At 55.0% G+C, this 16,100-nt stretch carries 21 protein-coding genes, 2 tRNA genes and 1 other RNA gene; 14 read left to right on the top strand and 10 right to left on the bottom strand.

Going from position 1 to position 16,100, the window contains the following annotated elements; translation table 11 throughout:
* Nucleotides 1-2: 2 nt before the first annotated feature.
* Genes IPM50_05985 through IPM50_05995 form a run of 3 tightly spaced genes read right to left on the bottom strand, consistent with a single transcriptional unit; the run spans nucleotide 3 to nucleotide 2,210 of the window.
* Entirely contained in the window at nucleotides 3-905 is a 903-nt protein-coding gene (locus tag IPM50_05985) for a hypothetical protein (protein ID QQS34123.1), read from the bottom strand.
* Nucleotides 906-1,199 (bottom strand): zf-TFIIB domain-containing protein, encoded by a 294-nt coding sequence (locus IPM50_05990; GenBank protein QQS34124.1) that lies wholly within the window; start codon nucleotides 1,197-1,199, stop codon nucleotides 906-908. It lies immediately after the preceding gene.
* A 57-nt stretch (nucleotides 1,200-1,256) separates the two neighbouring features.
* Nucleotides 1,257-2,210 carry a DUF2270 domain-containing protein gene (locus IPM50_05995; protein ID QQS34125.1) on the bottom strand — a complete coding sequence of 318 codons (954 nt, stop codon included), beginning with the start codon at nucleotides 2,208-2,210 and terminating at the stop codon, nucleotides 1,257-1,259.
* Nucleotides 2,211-2,319: 109 nt separating this feature from the next.
* On the opposite strand from IPM50_05995, the gene IPM50_06000 reads away from it, so the two are divergent.
* The 10 genes from IPM50_06000 (at nucleotide 2,320) to IPM50_06045 (ending at nucleotide 9,305) form a co-directional block, all read left to right on the top strand.
* A complete protein-coding gene (locus IPM50_06000) occupies nucleotides 2,320-3,189 on the top strand; it encodes a methyltransferase domain-containing protein (protein QQS34126.1) in 870 nt (289 codons plus the stop codon).
* Complete coding sequence (tadA, locus tag IPM50_06005) at nucleotides 3,170-3,631, top strand: tRNA adenosine(34) deaminase TadA (protein ID QQS34127.1); 462 nt, start codon at nucleotides 3,170-3,172, stop codon at nucleotides 3,629-3,631. The genes IPM50_06000 and tadA overlap by 20 nt, the downstream gene beginning before the upstream one ends.
* Before the next feature lie 61 nt (nucleotides 3,632-3,692).
* A tRNA-Ser gene (locus IPM50_06010) sits at nucleotides 3,693-3,782 on the top strand.
* Nucleotides 3,783-3,938: 156 nt separating this feature from the next.
* Entirely contained in the window at nucleotides 3,939-4,757 is an 819-nt protein-coding gene (gene aqpZ, locus IPM50_06015) for an aquaporin Z (protein QQS34128.1), read from the top strand.
* 26 nt (nucleotides 4,758-4,783) lie between these two features.
* A tRNA-Ser gene (locus IPM50_06020) sits at nucleotides 4,784-4,874 on the top strand.
* Nucleotides 4,875-4,971: 97 nt separating this feature from the next.
* Nucleotides 4,972-5,070, top strand: an RNA gene (gene ffs / locus IPM50_06025) — signal recognition particle sRNA small type.
* A 78-nt stretch (nucleotides 5,071-5,148) separates the two neighbouring features.
* Entirely contained in the window at nucleotides 5,149-6,936 is a 1,788-nt protein-coding gene (gene dnaX / locus IPM50_06030) for a DNA polymerase III subunit gamma/tau (protein ID QQS34129.1), read from the top strand.
* 62 nt (nucleotides 6,937-6,998) lie between these two features.
* Nucleotides 6,999-7,871 carry a TPM domain-containing protein gene (locus IPM50_06035; protein QQS34130.1) on the top strand — a complete coding sequence of 291 codons (873 nt, stop codon included), beginning with the start codon at nucleotides 6,999-7,001 and terminating at the stop codon, nucleotides 7,869-7,871.
* 86 nt (nucleotides 7,872-7,957) lie between these two features.
* On the top strand, nucleotides 7,958-8,671 hold the full coding sequence (locus tag IPM50_06040) for a hypothetical protein (GenBank protein QQS34131.1): 714 nt from the start codon (nucleotides 7,958-7,960) through the stop codon (nucleotides 8,669-8,671).
* Between the two features lie 16 nt (nucleotides 8,672-8,687).
* The gene (locus IPM50_06045; GenBank protein ID QQS34132.1) at nucleotides 8,688-9,305 is read left to right on the top strand and encodes a LemA family protein; all 618 of its coding nucleotides are present in this window, start codon (nucleotides 8,688-8,690) and stop codon (nucleotides 9,303-9,305) included.
* Here the strand turns inward: IPM50_06045 and IPM50_06050 are convergent.
* The 7 genes from IPM50_06050 to IPM50_06080 form a co-directional block, all read right to left on the bottom strand.
* Nucleotides 9,302-9,571 (bottom strand): hypothetical protein, encoded by a 270-nt coding sequence (locus tag IPM50_06050; protein ID QQS34133.1) that lies wholly within the window; start codon nucleotides 9,569-9,571, stop codon nucleotides 9,302-9,304. The genes IPM50_06045 and IPM50_06050 overlap by 4 nt on opposite strands.
* Nucleotides 9,572-9,577: 6 nt before the next feature.
* Entirely contained in the window at nucleotides 9,578-9,850 is a 273-nt protein-coding gene (locus IPM50_06055) for a EutN/CcmL family microcompartment protein (protein ID QQS34134.1), read from the bottom strand.
* Nucleotides 9,851-9,940: 90 nt separating this feature from the next.
* On the bottom strand, nucleotides 9,941-10,228 hold the full coding sequence (locus tag IPM50_06060) for a EutN/CcmL family microcompartment protein (protein ID QQS34135.1): 288 nt from the start codon (nucleotides 10,226-10,228) through the stop codon (nucleotides 9,941-9,943).
* A gap of 92 nt (nucleotides 10,229-10,320) precedes the next feature.
* On the bottom strand, nucleotides 10,321-10,590 hold the full coding sequence (locus IPM50_06065; protein ID QQS34136.1) for a EutN/CcmL family microcompartment protein: 270 nt from the start codon (nucleotides 10,588-10,590) through the stop codon (nucleotides 10,321-10,323).
* 78 nt (nucleotides 10,591-10,668) lie between these two features.
* Nucleotides 10,669-10,947, bottom strand: coding sequence for an ethanolamine utilization microcompartment protein EutM (eutM, locus tag IPM50_06070; protein QQS34137.1), 279 nt, complete (start codon nucleotides 10,945-10,947; stop codon nucleotides 10,669-10,671).
* Nucleotides 10,948-10,996: 49 nt separating this feature from the next.
* Nucleotides 10,997-11,797 carry a class II aldolase/adducin family protein gene (locus IPM50_06075; GenBank protein ID QQS34138.1) on the bottom strand — a complete coding sequence of 267 codons (801 nt, stop codon included), beginning with the start codon at nucleotides 11,795-11,797 and terminating at the stop codon, nucleotides 10,997-10,999.
* 81 nt (nucleotides 11,798-11,878) lie between these two features.
* On the bottom strand, nucleotides 11,879-12,148 hold the full coding sequence (locus IPM50_06080) for a hypothetical protein (protein ID QQS34139.1): 270 nt from the start codon (nucleotides 12,146-12,148) through the stop codon (nucleotides 11,879-11,881).
* Between the two features lie 200 nt (nucleotides 12,149-12,348).
* Between IPM50_06080 and ruvA the strand changes: the two genes are divergently transcribed.
* The 4 genes from ruvA to IPM50_06100 all read left to right on the top strand — a co-directional run bounded on the left by ruvA (nucleotide 12,349) and on the right by IPM50_06100 (nucleotide 15,635).
* Nucleotides 12,349-12,948 (top strand): Holliday junction branch migration protein RuvA, encoded by a 600-nt coding sequence (gene ruvA / locus IPM50_06085; protein QQS34140.1) that lies wholly within the window; start codon nucleotides 12,349-12,351, stop codon nucleotides 12,946-12,948.
* A gap of 24 nt (nucleotides 12,949-12,972) precedes the next feature.
* The gene (gene ruvB / locus IPM50_06090; protein QQS34471.1) at nucleotides 12,973-13,986 is read left to right on the top strand and encodes a Holliday junction branch migration DNA helicase RuvB; all 1,014 of its coding nucleotides are present in this window, start codon (nucleotides 12,973-12,975) and stop codon (nucleotides 13,984-13,986) included.
* A 46-nt stretch (nucleotides 13,987-14,032) separates the two neighbouring features.
* On the top strand, nucleotides 14,033-14,314 hold the full coding sequence (locus IPM50_06095) for a hypothetical protein (protein ID QQS34141.1): 282 nt from the start codon (nucleotides 14,033-14,035) through the stop codon (nucleotides 14,312-14,314).
* A 109-nt stretch (nucleotides 14,315-14,423) separates the two neighbouring features.
* Nucleotides 14,424-15,635, top strand: coding sequence for an AAA family ATPase (locus IPM50_06100; GenBank protein ID QQS34142.1), 1,212 nt, complete (start codon nucleotides 14,424-14,426; stop codon nucleotides 15,633-15,635).
* Nucleotides 15,636-16,100: the final 465 nt, after the last annotated feature.

Here is a 16,100-nt window from a genome sequence, read left to right on the forward strand (position 1 = left end):
AATCATTTTTTAATTTTCCGTTGGGCGACAGCCAAAAATTCCCTGATCTGGTCGTCCCAAAAAGTGTAGAAGTGGATCCCCGGCAACTGCCTGTATTCGTGCTGTACCTTCTTTTCTGAAAGCAGTGCCATAAAGTCGCGGTTGTTCTGGATCAGAAAATCCTCGTTCCCGCACGACTGATAGATGAAAGGAAGTGCCTTTATTTTGTCCGCATTCATCTCGCGGAGCATACCAAAGATATCGCTCGTTTTCCTCGAATCCGAATCTGCAGGTCCGAAGATGCCGTCAATGCTTCGCCCGATCTGGCCTGAGTTGCCGGCGGTGAACGATGCAACGCCTAATGCGCCGCTGAAAGTGCCGATAATGAAGAATTTTTCGGGATACTTAAAGCCGAACTTCACCGCTCCGTATCCGCCCATCGAAAGCCCTGCCACGGCCCGGCCTTCGCGGGTCGCAATAGTGCGGAAATTCTTGTCGATCTCCGGTATCAGCTCCTGAATTATGTAGCTTTCGTACTTATCTTTTTCATTCGCAACGCTGTCGGTGTACCAACCGTTGCCGCCTTCGGGCGTAACGACCAGGAAGCTGTGGTCTTTGACATATTCTTCTACTCTGGTCAGATCGGTCCAATTGCGGTAATTTCCCGTTAGGCCATGGAGCAGATAAATAACGGCGAATCGCTTTTGCGGCCCGCCGTCAACATCGTAATCGCCCGGGAAAACGACGCGGTACGGCATCTCGCGGCCCATCAGTTTGCTGGCGAGCTTGTATTCCTTGACGTTTGCCGCCATCGGGATCGGCGTTGGCGACGGGGTTGGCGACGGCGTTTGGGCGATCGACACCCCGCAAAAAACAGCCATGACGGCCGCGGCCCAAAACACAAAAATGTGGTTTTTATAGCTCATTTAACCGAACAGCTTGCCGAACCAGCCTCCGTCGTCGCCTTTTTCTTTGTCCACGACCTGTGCGAGTTCGCCCGCGTCGAGCCAAACTCCGCTGCACTTGTCGCAAACGTCGATCTTGATGCTCTCAAAATCAGCCTCGACGAGCGTGCCGTCGCATTTCGGACAGCCGATCGCAAGATTCTTCGATTCTTCCTGTTCCAGTTTCGCCTTCATCTTGGCGATCAGTTCCTGTTCCTGTCTGCGGAAATACTCGTTCTCCAGAGCCTGTCCGCGGTCTTCAAGTTCAATTGGCATAATTGCGTCTCCTCATAAAGCAAAAGTCGAAATACTAAATTCTAAGGCCGAAACCGGTCATTCGCCAGTCTGATCCGGCATATCAGATCTGTGAACGGACCGCATTCGCTGACGAGCTTTCTTAGAACGGCGGATCGTGTTGCGGCGCTTCAGGCTGGATTCGGCCCAATCCGATACCTGTTTTAGCGGATGCCACTCAAAGTGCTCCATCGGCAGGACCTCGCTTGAGGCGTTTCGCAGTTTCAGCGTGCTGAATGCGACAAAGAAGATCGTCAGATTGAACACGGCTCCTACCGTGATGACGAACCAACCGGGAGCGATACCGACAGTCGCCCTTTGGAAGATTATCTCCCAGAACGCACGCCTGTCAGCCTCGGTCGTCGCGGGCACAGGCGATGGGTGGATATAGATCTTCAGCATCCAAGAGAGCCCGAGCAGCACAAAGATCCAAAGATAATTAGCCCTCAACCGACGTCCCACGGCTTCCCACTGGCTGATGGTGAAGTGCGGCGAAATGAGATCCGCCGAAATGTGGTCCGCCCATTCCTTGTCCGGCGGAATGGTCCTGTGCGACAGCATCGGAGCGAAATAGCCAGTTTCGATCACGCGGACGCGGTTTGCCCAAACCTCGTAATAACGGTACCGTCGGGCCTCCATGAATAGAAAGATCGAAACCAGTATCGTGTTGATCGGAATAGCAAAATGCGGATTATCCGGCGAGCTGAATACAAATGACAGCGTCGCACCTGCGGTGATGACGGCCCAGTTCGTGGTCGCGTCGAGCCGGTTGCGCCAAATGTTCGACCGCTGTATCTCACCGCGGTAGAAATGCACCATTGCGGTGTTGAATTCCGCGGGCTGCAGCTTTTGCGGTATGGCAACTGGCGTTGTTTTCGGCCTGTTCTGGCGTTTCTTCACCTCATCGGCGAACGCACGGAACGATGCCGGAACACTCGTGGTGTGAATGTCCGGATCCGACTTTTGAAATGAGGAACGAGCCTCGTCGCTCATATGTGGAACGGTTCTATACGCGAAAGGGGGCCGAGTAATTTAACCTTTTAATGTTTAACATTTTGAATGTAGCGATGCAAGAAATCGGGCATTTCGCTAGAATAACTTCGTGGGAAGTTCAGGCGAGTTAATTGACCGAAAACAACACGACATAGCCGCGGCGGCTAACGCCGCGACCTATGACGAAGATCTGACACGTACCTGCACGGAACTTTCTCCGCATATCAAACACCCGACGCTGAAACGGCTCTACGAAAGACTTATCGAAGACCTATATAGACGCGCCGCTGAAAATGCGCCCGTACCTGCAGTTCTGGACATTGGGGCTGGCGAAGGCTCCGTTACGCTTCCCTTCCTGGAATTCGGCTGCCGCGTGACGGCTGTCGACCTTTCGCCGACACAGATCGCCGAATTGGAGAATAAATGCTCCCGCTACGCCGACCGGCTGGAAACGCGGTGCATGGACGTAACGGAATACCTGGATACGACAGGCGATCGATTTGACCTGATCGTCGCAAACTCCTTTCTGCATCACGTTCCGGACTATGTAGGCCTGGTCGAAAAGGCATTGATCCTGCTGCGGCCCGGCGGACAGTTCTTCTCATTCCAGGATCCGATGCGATACGACACGCTGCCGGCGGCGACACGGCTCTTTAGTGGCGCGGCGTACGCCGGCTGGCGGGTGTTTGACGGGGACGTGATCCGCGGCATCGGCCGTTATGTCAGGCGAAAACGCGGAGTTTACCTGGACGATTCACCCGAGGACAATACCGAATTTCACGCCACACGAAACGGCGTAGATCAGGACGCCATCGCCGAAATGTTAAGAACAAAGGGCTTTGAGGTCAAGATCGTCCAGTATTTCAGTACGCACAGTTCGTTCTTTCAAAAACTCGGCGAGACCCTGAACGTCGCCGATTCATTCGGCATCGTCGCTCGAAGTCTCGAAGTACAAACAGATGACGCAGCAAACGGATGACGAAAATTGGATGTGGCGGGCGATCGACACCGCCAAAAAGGCCGGACAAATGGGCGAAGTGCCCGTTGGAGCCATTGTCGTTAGCTCCGAAGGCAAGATACTTGCGGCCGCCGGTAATCGCACGATCACAGACACCGACCCGACCGGCCATGCGGAGATCATCGCTCTTCGCATAGCGGCAACGCGTGTTGGAAATTATCGATTGGTCGGCTCGACCGTTTATTCGACCATCGAACCATGTGCAATGTGCGCGGGTGCACTTGTGAATGCACGCGTCTCGCGTCTCGTCTTCGGTGCCCTGGATGAGCGTTTCGGTGCCGTAGAGACCGTGTTTGACATCTGCACTAACCCGCGGCTCAATCACCACCTTGAAGTAACATCCGGCGTGCTCGCCGAAAACTGCAGAAAGCTGATGCAGGATTTTTTTAAGGCTCGCAGATGATGCCTGCTCGGCCTCTGCTTGATAATTCGCGTGCTGAAACATTACAATCTTCTATTCGCGCGGAGAGGTGCGAGAGTGGTTGAATCGGGCAGTCTCGAAAATTGTTGTGCCTTAACGGGTACCGTGGGTTCGAATCCCACCCTCTCCGCCATCTAGATCATTTTCGATCACGAAACAAAATGCGTGTTTTCGGCAGCCGCTTTGGGATGCCGTGCAAGCGTTCATTTTGTTTGAAGTTATTTGAAATTGTCACTTTCACTCGCCACACGGTTGTTTGTTTCTTGACTACATTGCAGGAGGAGATTCTATGCCTTTGAGTAAGAGATTATCTGCTGAGTTTTTGGGAACGCTTTGGCTGGTTTTAGGCGGATGCGGTTCGGCGGTACTCGCAGCTGCCTATCCGAACCTCGGCATCGGTTTTGCGGGCGTATCGCTCGCGTTCGGCCTTACAGTGCTGACCATGGCTTACGCCATCGGTCATATTTCGGGATGCCATCTGAATCCCGCCGTTACGATAGGCCTGTGGGCAGGACGGCGATTTGACGGCAAGGACATACTGCCGTACATCGTCGCACAGGTGCTCGGAGGCATCGCAGGAGCGGGCATCCTGTACGTCATCGCCAGCGGCAAGGCAGGCTTTTCGCTGACGGGCGGCTTCGCATCTAATGGCTTTGGCGAAAATTCGCCCGGTAAGTACGAAGTTCTTTCGGGCTTTACGACAGAGGTCGTAATGACGTTCTTTTTCCTGGTCGTCATACTCGGAGCAACGCACCGTTTGGCGCCGAAAGGATTTGCACCGATCGCCATCGGACTTTGTTTGACATTGATCCACCTGATCTCGATCCCGGTCACGAACACGTCGGTCAACCCCGCGCGTTCGACCGGTCCTGCGGTTTTCGTCGGCGGATGGGCGATCAATCAGCTTTGGCTTTTCTGGGTCGCACCGATCCTCGGAGCATTACTCGCAGGCTTTGTTTATTCTTGGCTTGCAGATGATGAGCCCGAAGCCGCAACATCGAAAAGCGGCGACGGAGCCGAATCCACGAGAGCTGACGATGATGACAGGGACGACGCGGACGCCGGTGATTCGGGCGATGGCGGCGGCGGCGATGGTGGCGGCGATTAGCCCATTTTGACAATTTAATCTATCGCGGAAAGGTGCAGGAGTGGTTGAACTGGCAGCACTGGAAATGCTGTGTACCTCAAAAGGGTACCGTGGGTTCGAATCCCACCCTTTCCGCCAGCGATTGAAAGGATGAAGCGGCTTTACGGCACTTCATCCTTTTTCACTTTTTCACTCTTTCACCTTTTCGTCGAATTTCGGTATCCTTAGTTAGTGGCTTCAGGCCCCGCACAAGGTTCGTGTTGTGAACCCGGCTAGGCGAGGAATCGAGCAACCGTAGCAATTACAACCTGTGTTGCGATCAGGTCTGAAGCCGCACTTTTTTTCGACTCGAAACCGACCTCTCCGCTCTCGTCTCTTCCCTCTTTTCCCTTTATCAATTATCCTATTTCAAATGTCTTACCAGGTCATCGCCCGAAAGTGGCGGCCGCATACATTTGAAGAGGTCACCGGACAGGATGTGATCACACGCACGCTGCGAAACGCGATCGAGAGCGGGCGTCTGCATCACGCGTATCTTTTCTCCGGTGCTCGGGGCGTTGGTAAGACGACCACGGCACGCATCATCGCGAAGGCGCTGAACTGCCACCGCTCGGAGGGCCCGACGCTGACGCCGTGCCGTACGGATGACGAGAACGCGTGTCCGTCATGCATGGAGATCTCCGAGAGCCGCTCGATGGACGTGCTCGAGATCGACGCTGCGTCGCACACGGGCATCGACGACGTCCGCGACACGATCATCGACAATATCAACGTCAATCCCGCACGCGACCGCTACAAGGTCTTCATCATCGACGAGGTGCATCAGCTTTCGAAACCGGCGTTCAACGCACTGTTGAAAACGCTGGAAGAGCCGCCGCCGAACGTCCTTTTCGTGATGGCGACCACCGAACTGCACAAGGTGCCGATCACGATCACGTCAAGGTGTCAGGAATTCCAATTCCGCACCATCCCGCTGCAAAAGATCCTCGACCGACTTACCTTTATCGCAAAGGCCGAAGGCATCAAGATCAGCGACGAAGCCCTCCGCGAGATAGCTCGTTCGGGCGAAGGCTCGATGCGCGATGCGCAGAGCAATTTCGATCAGGTCATCAGCTTTTCGTCAGACGAAATAACTGCCGAAGATGTCGCTAATGCCCTCGGTTTTGCAGGCGTACGGCTGCTTGAAAAGACAATGTCGGCGGTCTCCGAAAGGAAGCCGAAAGAACTGCTCGACGTCGTCGAAACGCTCGTTTCCCGCGGCAACGACCTACGTCATTTCTGCCGCGATCTGCTCGGCTTGATCCGCGACATCTTTGTTTACAAGGCCGCGGGTTTCGATTCGTCTCTGCTCGAGGGTGCAGCGTTGAATGAAGCTGAAATAAATGCACTCGCCGAAAAGTTCACTGAGGCCGATCTGACGCGTTTCTTCAATTCGCTCGCCGGGACCGAGGCTGCGATACGCACGGCAGCAAACCCGCGATACACGCTCGAGATCGGGCTTGCAAACCTTGCCGAGCTCGGCACAGTGAAGAGCATAGAAGAGATCTTACGCACGCTGGATGCCATCTCCGGTGGAACCTCGTTGCCCTCCCCGGCGACGCAGGAAAAAAAAACTCTGAATCCGGAGCCGCAGCCTGAGCCCAAAGCAGAACCGCCGAAACAGACCGAGAAACCCGCCGAAGAACAGCCTCGTGAGCCCGAAGAACCCGAGTATTTCGCTGACGAGCCGTTAGAAGTGTTGCAATATTTCGAACCTGAGTTCGAGCCTCAGCATGATCTCGCACCCGTACCGGAGCCGGCTGTCGCGGGATTGACCGCGAAATTGCCGCCGCTGAGTTCTGACGAACTAGAACATTACGAGATCGAGGCGGTGGACGCGGCGTTTTCGGCACGAATGCTCGCGCTCGGCGATGACCTTGCCCCATCGGCAAACGTAAATGAATTAAGGACATTTTTTGCGGACGTCCGTCATGCACGTTCTGCTGCAGCGGGAATAGGAACTGCTGCGGACATAGAGGCCGGGCATGCCATAGTGAAAGGGCTTGCTGATGCATTCAAAGACGACGACAACGTTGAGATACCGAAATTAAGTGATTGCCCGACCGAGGCCGAGCTGATCGCATACGCGAACGCCTTGCCAAAAGTGCGGCTGCTGAAACGCGTTTTCGGCGCCGAGGTGATAGAGGTTAAGAAAAAGTGACCGACATCCGATAATTCGAACGCACTACGCCGCGGCTTCGTATTACTCTATCGGACGGAACGATGAGGACAACGACAAAGATATTCGGCCTGATAGTACTGTCTGCGGCGTTGTTTTCTGCGGCTTTTGCGCAGGGCGACTCGAATTGGTCCATCAGCCGTTCGCCATTGCCGCCGCCGACCGGGTTCGTGAACGATTACGTCGGCGTCATCGATGCCGCCACGAAACAACAGCTTGAGGACAAGCTGAAAAACCTTCGCGACACGACCAACCCTTCAGTTGAAATTGCTGTCGCAGTAGTAAAGACCACCGGCGAAAGGCCGATCTTCGATTATTCGCTAGCGGTCGCACGCGGATGGGGCATCGGCTCAAAAGCCGACGACAATCCGTCGGCCCTGCTTTTCATCGCCATTGACGATCGCAAGTATTTCACACAGATCAGTAAAGACCTTGAGGACGAGCTGCCCGACGGCGTCGTCGGCAGTATCCAACGGCAGTTTCTGGTGCCCGAGTTTCGCAAAGGAAATTACGGCAAAGGCATCAGTGACACTATCGATGCCTATATCGCTGTGATACGAGGCGAAGGCAATATCGCTCCGCCGACCAAGGCTCCAACGGCAGCCGACCCGACGGAGGGCGACGGCTTTTACCTTTTCTTCTGCTGTGTCCTCGTGCTCTTTATAGTGATCGTGGTTATCTCGAGCACGTTCGGCCGTAGAAAGTCAAAGGACGACCACGACCGCCGGGGCGGCGGCTTTGGCTCGAGCGGCGGCGGAAGCGGCGTTTCGGACGCTCTGCCGTGGATAATCGGCGGTATAATATCCGCGGCGTCAGATAGTTCATCTTCATCGAGCGACTGGGGCGGTTCGAGTGATTGGGGCGGCTTTGGCGGAGGTGGCGATTTCGGCGGAGGAGGCGCCGGCGGAGGCTGGTAGGAGAAGAGAGACGGGAGACAAGAGACGAGAGCTGATTGCTAATTGCTGATTGCTGACTACCGTCTACTGACTACCGACAACTGACCATGATCCATCATTTCAGAGATTTCATTGACGACCTTAGGACGACGCACGGCTATAATCTGGTGTCGATCATCCTTTACGGCTCTGCGGCGGCGGGCGATTTTGTGCCGAACCGCTCGGATTACAACATCCTCGTCGCGTTGAACAAGATCGGCCCCGAAGACCTCCGCCTTTCCCATGCGTGTGTCCGCGAATGGGCACGTATCGGCAACCCGATACCGGTTTATTTCACCGTGTCGGAACTACAAAATGCCGCCGATGTGTTTCCTATCGAATTTCATCAGATGACCGTCGCTCACAAGGTGCTGTACGGCCGCGATGTTATCGAAGGGCTGAACATCTCGAACGAATTCCTGCGGCATCAGGCCGAGTACGAACTACGCAGCAAGCTGATACAGCTGCGGCGGCAGTACATCCCGGCTTCTGCATCGCCGGAAAAGCTCATGAAACTGATGGCGGAAAGCCTCGCAAGCTTTTCCGCATTGTTCCGGGCAGTACTGATACTGCACGGCATGGAGCCGCCCGCGACCAAGCATGAGATCGTCGCACTCACTTCAAAATACCTGAAGATCAGCGGTGCACCGTTTGAAAAGATATTCAATATTCGTGAGAATAACTTCATCGAAAAGCTCGATGAGGCCGAGGCAAATGCCCTTTTCGGGCAATATATGGAAGAGATCGAACGCGTCATCGACGCGGTCAACAAAGTCGAATAGGGGGACTTTTAAAGCTATGAAACGAACAATTCTATTAGCATTCGTCGTCTTTGCGGCATTCGCGGCGTCGGGTTGCAGCTACAACCAGCTCACCGCCGAGCAGCAGCAGGTCAAAGGCAAATGGGCAAACGTCGAGAGCGCGATGCAGCGTCGTGCGGACCTGGTGCCGAACCTCGTTGAGGCTGCGAAAATGGCAGGCGTACAGGAACAGGAAGTTTTCGGCCAGATCGCGGATGCCCGCTCACGGCTGATAAATGCGGCCCAGGCTCCCGGTGCCGGTATGGACGGCGATAAGTCTCCGGAACAGAAACAAGCCATAATTGACGCCAACAATTCGTTCGGCGGCACTATCGGCCGCCTGCTGATGCTGCAGGAGCAGTATCCGAATCTGCGTTCGGTCGAGGCTTTTATGAAGGTTCAGGACGAACTCGCGGGCACCGAGAACCGGATCAATGCCGCGCGGCTTGATTTTAATGACGCCGTTACGAAATACAACACGACGCGGAATTCTTTCCCGGCGGTGCTGACCTCAGGACTGCTTGGATTTAAGGAAGAGCCCTTCTTCAAGGCTGATGAAGGAGCGAAGCAGGCACCGACCATCGGCGATGCCAATTCGCTGAGAAAGAGCAACTAAAACCCGCGCGTACTGCACATCGCGCAATGATCACAAGGCTTGTCAGGCTCGAACTGACAAGCCTTTTCTCTTGTGATGCCCGCAAAAATGCCGTCCGCGATGGCCTCGGCGACCGACAGCTTGTCCAGTGAAGGGTGCGCGGACTCGATCAACATCGGAGCATTTTGAGATGCTCCATTCTCCAGCTTATCGAGCCGGTGATTGAGCTTCTCTATCGCCACAAAAAGCGTCGCCAGCTCATTAGTGTTTTGAGAGGTCTTGGTCATTCAGCCCTAAAGGAGTTCGATCTTATCAACCACGCCAACGATCGCGGAATCGATCGCGGCTCCCGGGCGGCCGGTCGCGGCGGTCGAAGCGGACCAGCCTTCCTGCGCGATGATAACGATATCGCCCTCGCCTGCATTCACCGAATCCAGCGCAATGCAGGTGTAGTCCATATCCTCGCCTTCGGGCGTGATCTGTCTGCACAGCATCGCCCGCGTTCCTTCGTAACGCTGGTTCTTCTGCGTCGCAACTACGTTTCCAATGACCCTTGCGATAAGCATTTCAGACCTAACGGACTTCCCAAACTTCCGGGACTTTCGAGACTTCCTAGACTTTCAAGACTTCCTAGACTTTCAAGACTTCCTAGACTTTCAAGACTTCCCGTACTTATTCAAAACGTGTGCGTCCGAATCGATGATCCCGACGATGGTGCAGTCGGTCGGCGTTTCGTCGCGTTTGAATGGGAACGACGCCTCTTTTCCGCGACACCAAAAGACGAGCTCGCCGACGCCCGCACCGACCGCATCCAAAGCTATCGTCGGATTGCCTCTTGGCTTCAGATCGGCGTCAAGCGTCTGCACGATCAGGAACTTGCGCCCGTGCAGCGATTCGTTCTTTACCGTTGAAACGACGTTTCCGATGACGCGTGCGATCTGCATAAAAGTCGGGACGGTCTTGGAAGTCTTGTCAGTCTAGGAAGTTCGGGTCCGTCGGAGAGATCCTCCCAGACTTCCCGGACCTCCTAGACGTCCTAGACTTTAAAATCGATCTCATCTATCACGCCGATAATTGCGGAATCGACGGGGCAATCCTTATTGCCCTCTGCCAAACGGGCGGACGAACCGCCTACGACAATAACTTTTTCGTGAAATCCGGCACCGACGGTATCGACCGCAACGACATAGCCGCTCTGGTCCGTGCCGTCGAGGTTGATCGGCTTTACGATGAGCAATTTCTTGCCCTTCAGCCGTTCGTCCTTTTGCGTTGAGACAACGGTGCCTAAAATGCGTGCGATGATCATTGATCCGTAAATCGTGAATCGTGAATTGTAAATCGCGAAGAAGGCTCTTTCTATTTACGATTTACCGTTTACGATCTACTACTTCCTGACTACCGGCAGCGTTTCGTCAACGCTGGAATGCGGACGCGGGATCACGTGGACGCTGACCAGTTCGCCGACCCTGCGAGCCGCGGCTGCTCCGGCGTCGGTCGCTGCCTTAACGGCTGCAACGTCGCCTCGGACGATCGCGGTCACAAAACCGGCACCGATCTTTTCGTAACTGACAAGCTGGACGTTCGCCGCTTTGACCATTGCGTCAGCCGCTTCGATCATTGCCACGAGGCCTTTTGTCTCAACCATTCCCAGTGCTTCTTGCATCTAGTTTGCTCCTGAATTTTCTTTCTGTTCGGCAAATTGCCCTGCTAGTTTAACCCAATTTCGCCGCCTGGCTCAAAAGTTCGATCAATTCTTCACGCGTGAACGAGATCTTTCGCCCGTTGCCGCCCGCGGGTGCGGGATATTCAACATCGAGGTCACACGAAATGCCTGTCTCGTGAAGGTATCCGCATGCCTGACAACGAGCGTTCTCTTTCAGATAACCCGCTTTTTCTCTTATATTTATGAGCTTTTGGATCGCTTCCTGCGGAAGGTCGTTCGCACCGCCCAGAGCTTTTGCAAGGATCGCGATGCGGGCCGTGTGCTCGAGCGTCTCCAGCCGGTCATATGCCTGCCACAGATCGTCTCCGTAAGCGACCGCTCCATGATTTGCCATCAAAAGGGCGTTGTGATGAGCAACGAAAGGCTTCATCGCCTCCGTTAATTCGTTTGTCGAAGGCGTCCCGTAGCTCGTCAGTGGCACGCAGCCGAGCGTCAATATCACTTCGCTCAGTATCGGCTTGTCGATCGCCAATCCGGCAACGGCAAAAGCCGTCCCGTGCGGCGGATGTGCGTGGCAGACGGCACGGACATCGGGCCGCATCTTATAGATAAGAAGATGCATCGCCAGTTCCGACGACGCCCGCTTATCCGTGAGGGGCTTGCCGTCCATGTCGGTGCGAGCGAGGCAATCTTCGGTCATGCGGCCCTTCGACGTCATCGTCGGCGTCGCGAGAACGGTATTCTCATCGAGGCGTACACTGACGTTGCCGTCCGACGATACTACATAGCTTCGTTCGTACAGCAGACGCCCGATCTCGCAGATGAGTTTTCTGGCCTCTCTCTCGTCCATAAAGCAGGAAGCCACAGATTAGCACATCCGCGTTGGACTGCGTAATCCGCGGCTTCCCGAAAGCCTATATTTCGCGAAAATTTACTTTGCCTTTGCCGGCATCGGCGGAAGCGGCGGCAACTCGGACGCGTTCATCGTTTCCGTCGTCATTGCCTCGATCTCATTTCGGAGCCGAAGATTCTCCATCCTCAGCTGCTCATTCTCCATCCTGAGCTGCTTGATGATACGAACCTTCTTTCCGCCGCGGTACTTTGGCCCGCTGATCTGAACAAAAAAGCTCGCAACAAAAATGCCTACAGCGAAAGCCGCTACGAACGGCAGAAAACGTTTGATAAATCCTTTGGTCCCCATTGATCCAACTACCTCAGAAGAGAATACGCCGACACGCGAATTTCGGTTTCAACTGTCGCCGCACCGTATGAAATTATTCTACACCCAACTGCCGCGTTAACGAAAGCTTTTTGCGCTAACAGACTTAGATTTGTTGCCGCCTGCGGCATTGCCGTTGCCCGAAGCCGTTTTTTAGACTATTATGTTTCAGGTGTGAAACAATGATCGCTTACTTGCGCGGCAATCTTCTCGAAAAAAGTGCTAACTCGGTGATCATCGAAACCGGAGGCGTCGGTTACGAGGTATGGATACCGCTATCGACCTTTTACGAGATCGGCGAGGTGGGCACTGAGGCCGAACTCCGCATTCATACACACGTCCGCGAGGACGCACTGCAGCTTTTCGGCTTTCGTACGGAGAACGAAAAAGCAATCTTCCTGCTGTTGACATCCGTTCAGGGTATCGGCCCGCGTTCGGCAATTGCGATGCTGTCGGGCATGAACGCAGACGAATTCGCCGCCGCCGTCCGCGCTAACGACCTTGCACGGCTAACCGCAATTCCCGGCATCGGCCGCAAAACCGCCGAACGCCTGGTGATCGAGCTTCGTGATAAACTCTCGAATATCGGCACCGCTGCCGCGGCTTCGTCGTCAGGCGGCACGGCGTCAGCGTCAGATTTTGATGACGCTTTGTCAGCACTCGTCAATCTGGGATACCAGCGAGCTGCAGCCGAAAAGGCGTTGGACAAGGCCGCCGCCGAAGGCACCGAGCAAAACGTACAAAAGCTGCTGCGCCGCAGCTTGCAGATACTCGCGAAATAGCAGAACGTGGCAAACGTAACCGCGATCAACATAAGGAACGAGGACCTGACGGCCGACGAGAGCCGTTTCGAGGCGACTCTGCGGCCTGCCGCTCTAGGCGATTACATCGGCCAGGCAAAGGTCAAGGACAATCTTCGCGTCTTTATGAAGGCCGCTCTGAAACGCCGCGAAGCTCTCGACCACATCCTGCTCACCGGCCCGCCGGGCGTCGGCAAAACGACCCTTTCAAACATCGTCGCCAACGAAATGGGCACGACGATCAGAGCGACCGCCGGCCCCGTCATTGAGAAGGCAGGCGACCTCGCCGCGATACTTTCAAATTTGGAAGAGGGCGACGTGCTTTTCATCGACGAGATACACCGTCTCAACCCAGCCATCGAAGAGATACTCTATCCCGCGATGGAAGATTACACGCTGCCGATAATGATCGGACAAGGGCCCGCAGCTCGTCCCGTTACGCTCGACCTTCCCAAATTCACACTCGTCGGTGCGACCACGCGGCCCGGGCTGATAACGGCACCGCTGCGGGGGCGTTTCGGTATCATTTTTCATCTGGATTTTTATTCTGCTGACGATCTGCAGACCATCTGCGAACGCTCAGCCGGCATTCTCGGCGTCGAGATCGACCGCGAAGGCTCCGGCGAGATAGCCCGCCGCGGCCGCGGAACGCCGCGTATCGTCAACCGCCTATTGCGGCGCGTTCGCGATTTTGCCGAGGTCGATCACGACGGCCGCATTTCGCGTGAGGTCGCTGCTTCTGCTCTCGATAAAATGGAAGTTGACAGCTACGGCCTGGACGAGATGGACGCCAAACTGCTGCGGACCATCATCGAAAAATTCGACGGCGGCCCCGTCGGCCTCAGCACGCTGTCCGCCGCGATCCACGAAGAAAAGGATTCTATCGAGGAAATTATCGAGCCTTATCTGCTGCAGATCGGATTCCTCAACCGCACGCCCCGCGGCCGCATGGCGACACGCCTCGCCTATGAACACTTCGGCCTCGAAGCCCTAACCTCCGACCAGCCTTCGCTGCTGTAGTTCATAGCTTGACTCCGCTTCGATTCGCGAATAAGCTGACCTCGAGATGGATTTTTATTTCCTGCTATTCTCGCTTTTCTTTCCGCGGATAGTGATGCTCGTCTATCTGCTGATGTTCCCCGGTCTTTTCCCCGAGAACATCGTCCCAACATGGGCGGACATACTGCTCGGCGTCTTCGCCCCGCGAATACTGATCCTGATCTACATTTATCAGAACATGGGCTATGACAACATCTGGTTCGTCGCCCACCTTGTCGTGATGCTCGTCGCCTACTTCGGCGGAGGCCGCGAAGCCCGACGCCGACGCGATCGGCGTACGGAAGCATAGCGAAACAACCTGCGTTTCTACGCAACTTCGGCAAAATCCGCATTTCCTGCTGTTTCATACATAATATGCTTTATAATGGACGCAACGGTCGTTAAACTTCGTCCTACATATGTCGGAACGCATATCGGAGCCCGAGCGATACGATTCAGCCGCCGGCTGGCAGCCGCCCGATCCTTACAAGAAGTTGCGTGAAAAGGCACGCCGCGAGCTCGAACGGACACCCGATCCTTCGTCCTCGATGCTCGCGGTACGGCCTGCGTCAAAGTGGATCGTGCCCGCAAAACCGCGCCCGACACCTGAACTGCTTTCCTCGCTATGGCGTCAGGGCGAGATCGCGGTGATGTTTGGTGAGCGCGGATGCGGCAAGAGCATCTTTGCGGTACAGACCGCCGATGCGATCGCCAAGGGAAATTCCCCGCTCAATTCGCCGCGTTTCGACCATGCGAAGAAAAGAGTTAATGATAGCGGGCCGCGGCCGCCAAAGGTCCTGTACATCGATTTCGAGATGAGCGATCAGCAATTCAGCACGCGCTATTGCGCCCATCCTCCGGAAAGCAAGCGGATGATCAAACCGAAGTTTGCTTTCGATCGTGCGGTTATCGACCCCGAGTTCGAGCTGCCGAAAGCTTTTCGCAAGGTCTCCGATTTTCTATACCATTCGATCCGCTATGCGATGACCGAACGAGAGAACGGCGTGGTGATCGTGGACAGCATTCACTATCTGCTCCGCGATACGTCGAGCCGCACGGGATCGCTAAGCTTGATGAAAACGCTCCGGCAGATCACCTCCGACTGCAATGTTTCGATACTGATCACCGCACCGATGCACCCGCGGACCCGCGTCACGCGTCCCGTCACGCTCAAAGACCTGGCCGCCGCACGCTGCGTAGCCGAACTCTCCGACACCGTCTTCGCACTCTGCCACAGCACGCTCAGCCCGGCTCACCGCTATATCAAACACCTCGCCTCTCGCCACGCCCCGATCATCCACGACACCGAAAACGTCCTCGCCCTCCACCTCACCACCGCCCCTAAAGCAGCCCCTGCTCTTGATTCTGCTCCTGCTTCTGCTTCTGCTCCTGCTCCTGCTCCTGCTCCTTGTCTCCCGGTCTCCCCTTCTCCCGGTCTCCCCATCTCCCCTTCTCCCCACCTCGCCTTCCTCGGCCCAACACCCGAACTGCCGCACATCACCGACTACGCCGCCGAGACCGAACGCCGCATCACCCAAGAAGCCAACCGCCTCCGACGCCTCCGAAACCCCCGCAACGTCGTCGAGATCCTTATGTCCCCCGATTACCACCGCTACATCAAAGGCGAATGATCGCAACTTTCCTTCCTTTATCGCTAGGTGGATATTGGCCTGCCTACATTGACCACCTTTGCATTCTTTTCTGTTCTACCTGGAGGGCTCACAGACTGTCTTGAACAACTTAACAATTCAGTATAAATATGTCGGAGTCGGGAAATTTGTGTTCGCTATGCTTTAATTCCCTCTGATTTCAAATCAGAGGGACATCGTCTGTCTATGAATAGGGATTTTGTTGATATGGACGAATGCGAATGCTGAGCGTTCGGCGACACCCATGAACAGGCGATCGAGAACTACGCCGCCCGTCAAGAACCACTCGCGACTAAAGACAAAAACGAATTGCCCGAAAACCTCACACAAGGCCAAACGCATTAATATTGATGGAAGTTTACACTATCGTGTATGACAGGCTTTGACTTTCAATAACACATCGTTGACGGATCAATAGATCTGGGATATTTTGCTGACAGATTTAAG

The organism is Acidobacteriota bacterium, assembly GCA_016700075.1.
In the GTDB taxonomy this organism is placed as follows: domain Bacteria; phylum Acidobacteriota; class Blastocatellia; order Pyrinomonadales; family Pyrinomonadaceae; genus OLB17.

Bases quoted from the DNA above. Each gene is read 5' to 3' on its own strand.
- IPM50_06060 (QQS34135.1), bottom strand. From the start codon at position 10,228: ATGCAGATCGCACGCGTCATCGGAAACGTCGTTTCAACGGTAAAGAAC.
- dnaX (QQS34129.1), top strand. From the start codon at position 5,149: ATGTCTTACCAGGTCATCGCCCGAAAGTGGCGGCCGCATACATTTGAA.
- IPM50_05990 (QQS34124.1), bottom strand. From the start codon at position 1,199: ATGCCAATTGAACTTGAAGACCGCGGACAGGCTCTGGAGAACGAGTAT.
- IPM50_06080 (QQS34139.1), bottom strand. From the start codon at position 12,148: ATGGGGACCAAAGGATTTATCAAACGTTTTCTGCCGTTCGTAGCGGCT.
- ruvA (QQS34140.1), top strand. From the start codon at position 12,349: ATGATCGCTTACTTGCGCGGCAATCTTCTCGAAAAAAGTGCTAACTCG.
- IPM50_06035 (QQS34130.1), top strand. From the start codon at position 6,999: ATGAGGACAACGACAAAGATATTCGGCCTGATAGTACTGTCTGCGGCG.
- IPM50_06075 (QQS34138.1), bottom strand. From the start codon at position 11,797: ATGGACGAGAGAGAGGCCAGAAAACTCATCTGCGAGATCGGGCGTCTG.
- IPM50_06040 (QQS34131.1), top strand. From the start codon at position 7,958: ATGATCCATCATTTCAGAGATTTCATTGACGACCTTAGGACGACGCAC.
- aqpZ (QQS34128.1), top strand. From the start codon at position 3,939: ATGCCTTTGAGTAAGAGATTATCTGCTGAGTTTTTGGGAACGCTTTGG.
- IPM50_06045 (QQS34132.1), top strand. From the start codon at position 8,688: ATGAAACGAACAATTCTATTAGCATTCGTCGTCTTTGCGGCATTCGCG.
- IPM50_06065 (QQS34136.1), bottom strand. From the start codon at position 10,590: ATGATCATCGCACGCATTTTAGGCACCGTTGTCTCAACGCAAAAGGAC.
- tadA (QQS34127.1), top strand. From the start codon at position 3,170: ATGACGCAGCAAACGGATGACGAAAATTGGATGTGGCGGGCGATCGAC.
- IPM50_06095 (QQS34141.1), top strand. From the start codon at position 14,033: ATGGATTTTTATTTCCTGCTATTCTCGCTTTTCTTTCCGCGGATAGTG.
- IPM50_05995 (QQS34125.1), bottom strand. From the start codon at position 2,210: ATGAGCGACGAGGCTCGTTCCTCATTTCAAAAGTCGGATCCGGACATT.
- IPM50_05985 (QQS34123.1), bottom strand. From the start codon at position 905: ATGAGCTATAAAAACCACATTTTTGTGTTTTGGGCCGCGGCCGTCATG.
- IPM50_06100 (QQS34142.1), top strand. From the start codon at position 14,424: ATGTCGGAACGCATATCGGAGCCCGAGCGATACGATTCAGCCGCCGGC.
- IPM50_06050 (QQS34133.1), bottom strand. From the start codon at position 9,571: ATGACCAAGACCTCTCAAAACACTAATGAGCTGGCGACGCTTTTTGTG.
- eutM (QQS34137.1), bottom strand. From the start codon at position 10,947: ATGCAAGAAGCACTGGGAATGGTTGAGACAAAAGGCCTCGTGGCAATG.
- IPM50_06055 (QQS34134.1), bottom strand. From the start codon at position 9,850: ATGCTTATCGCAAGGGTCATTGGAAACGTAGTTGCGACGCAGAAGAAC.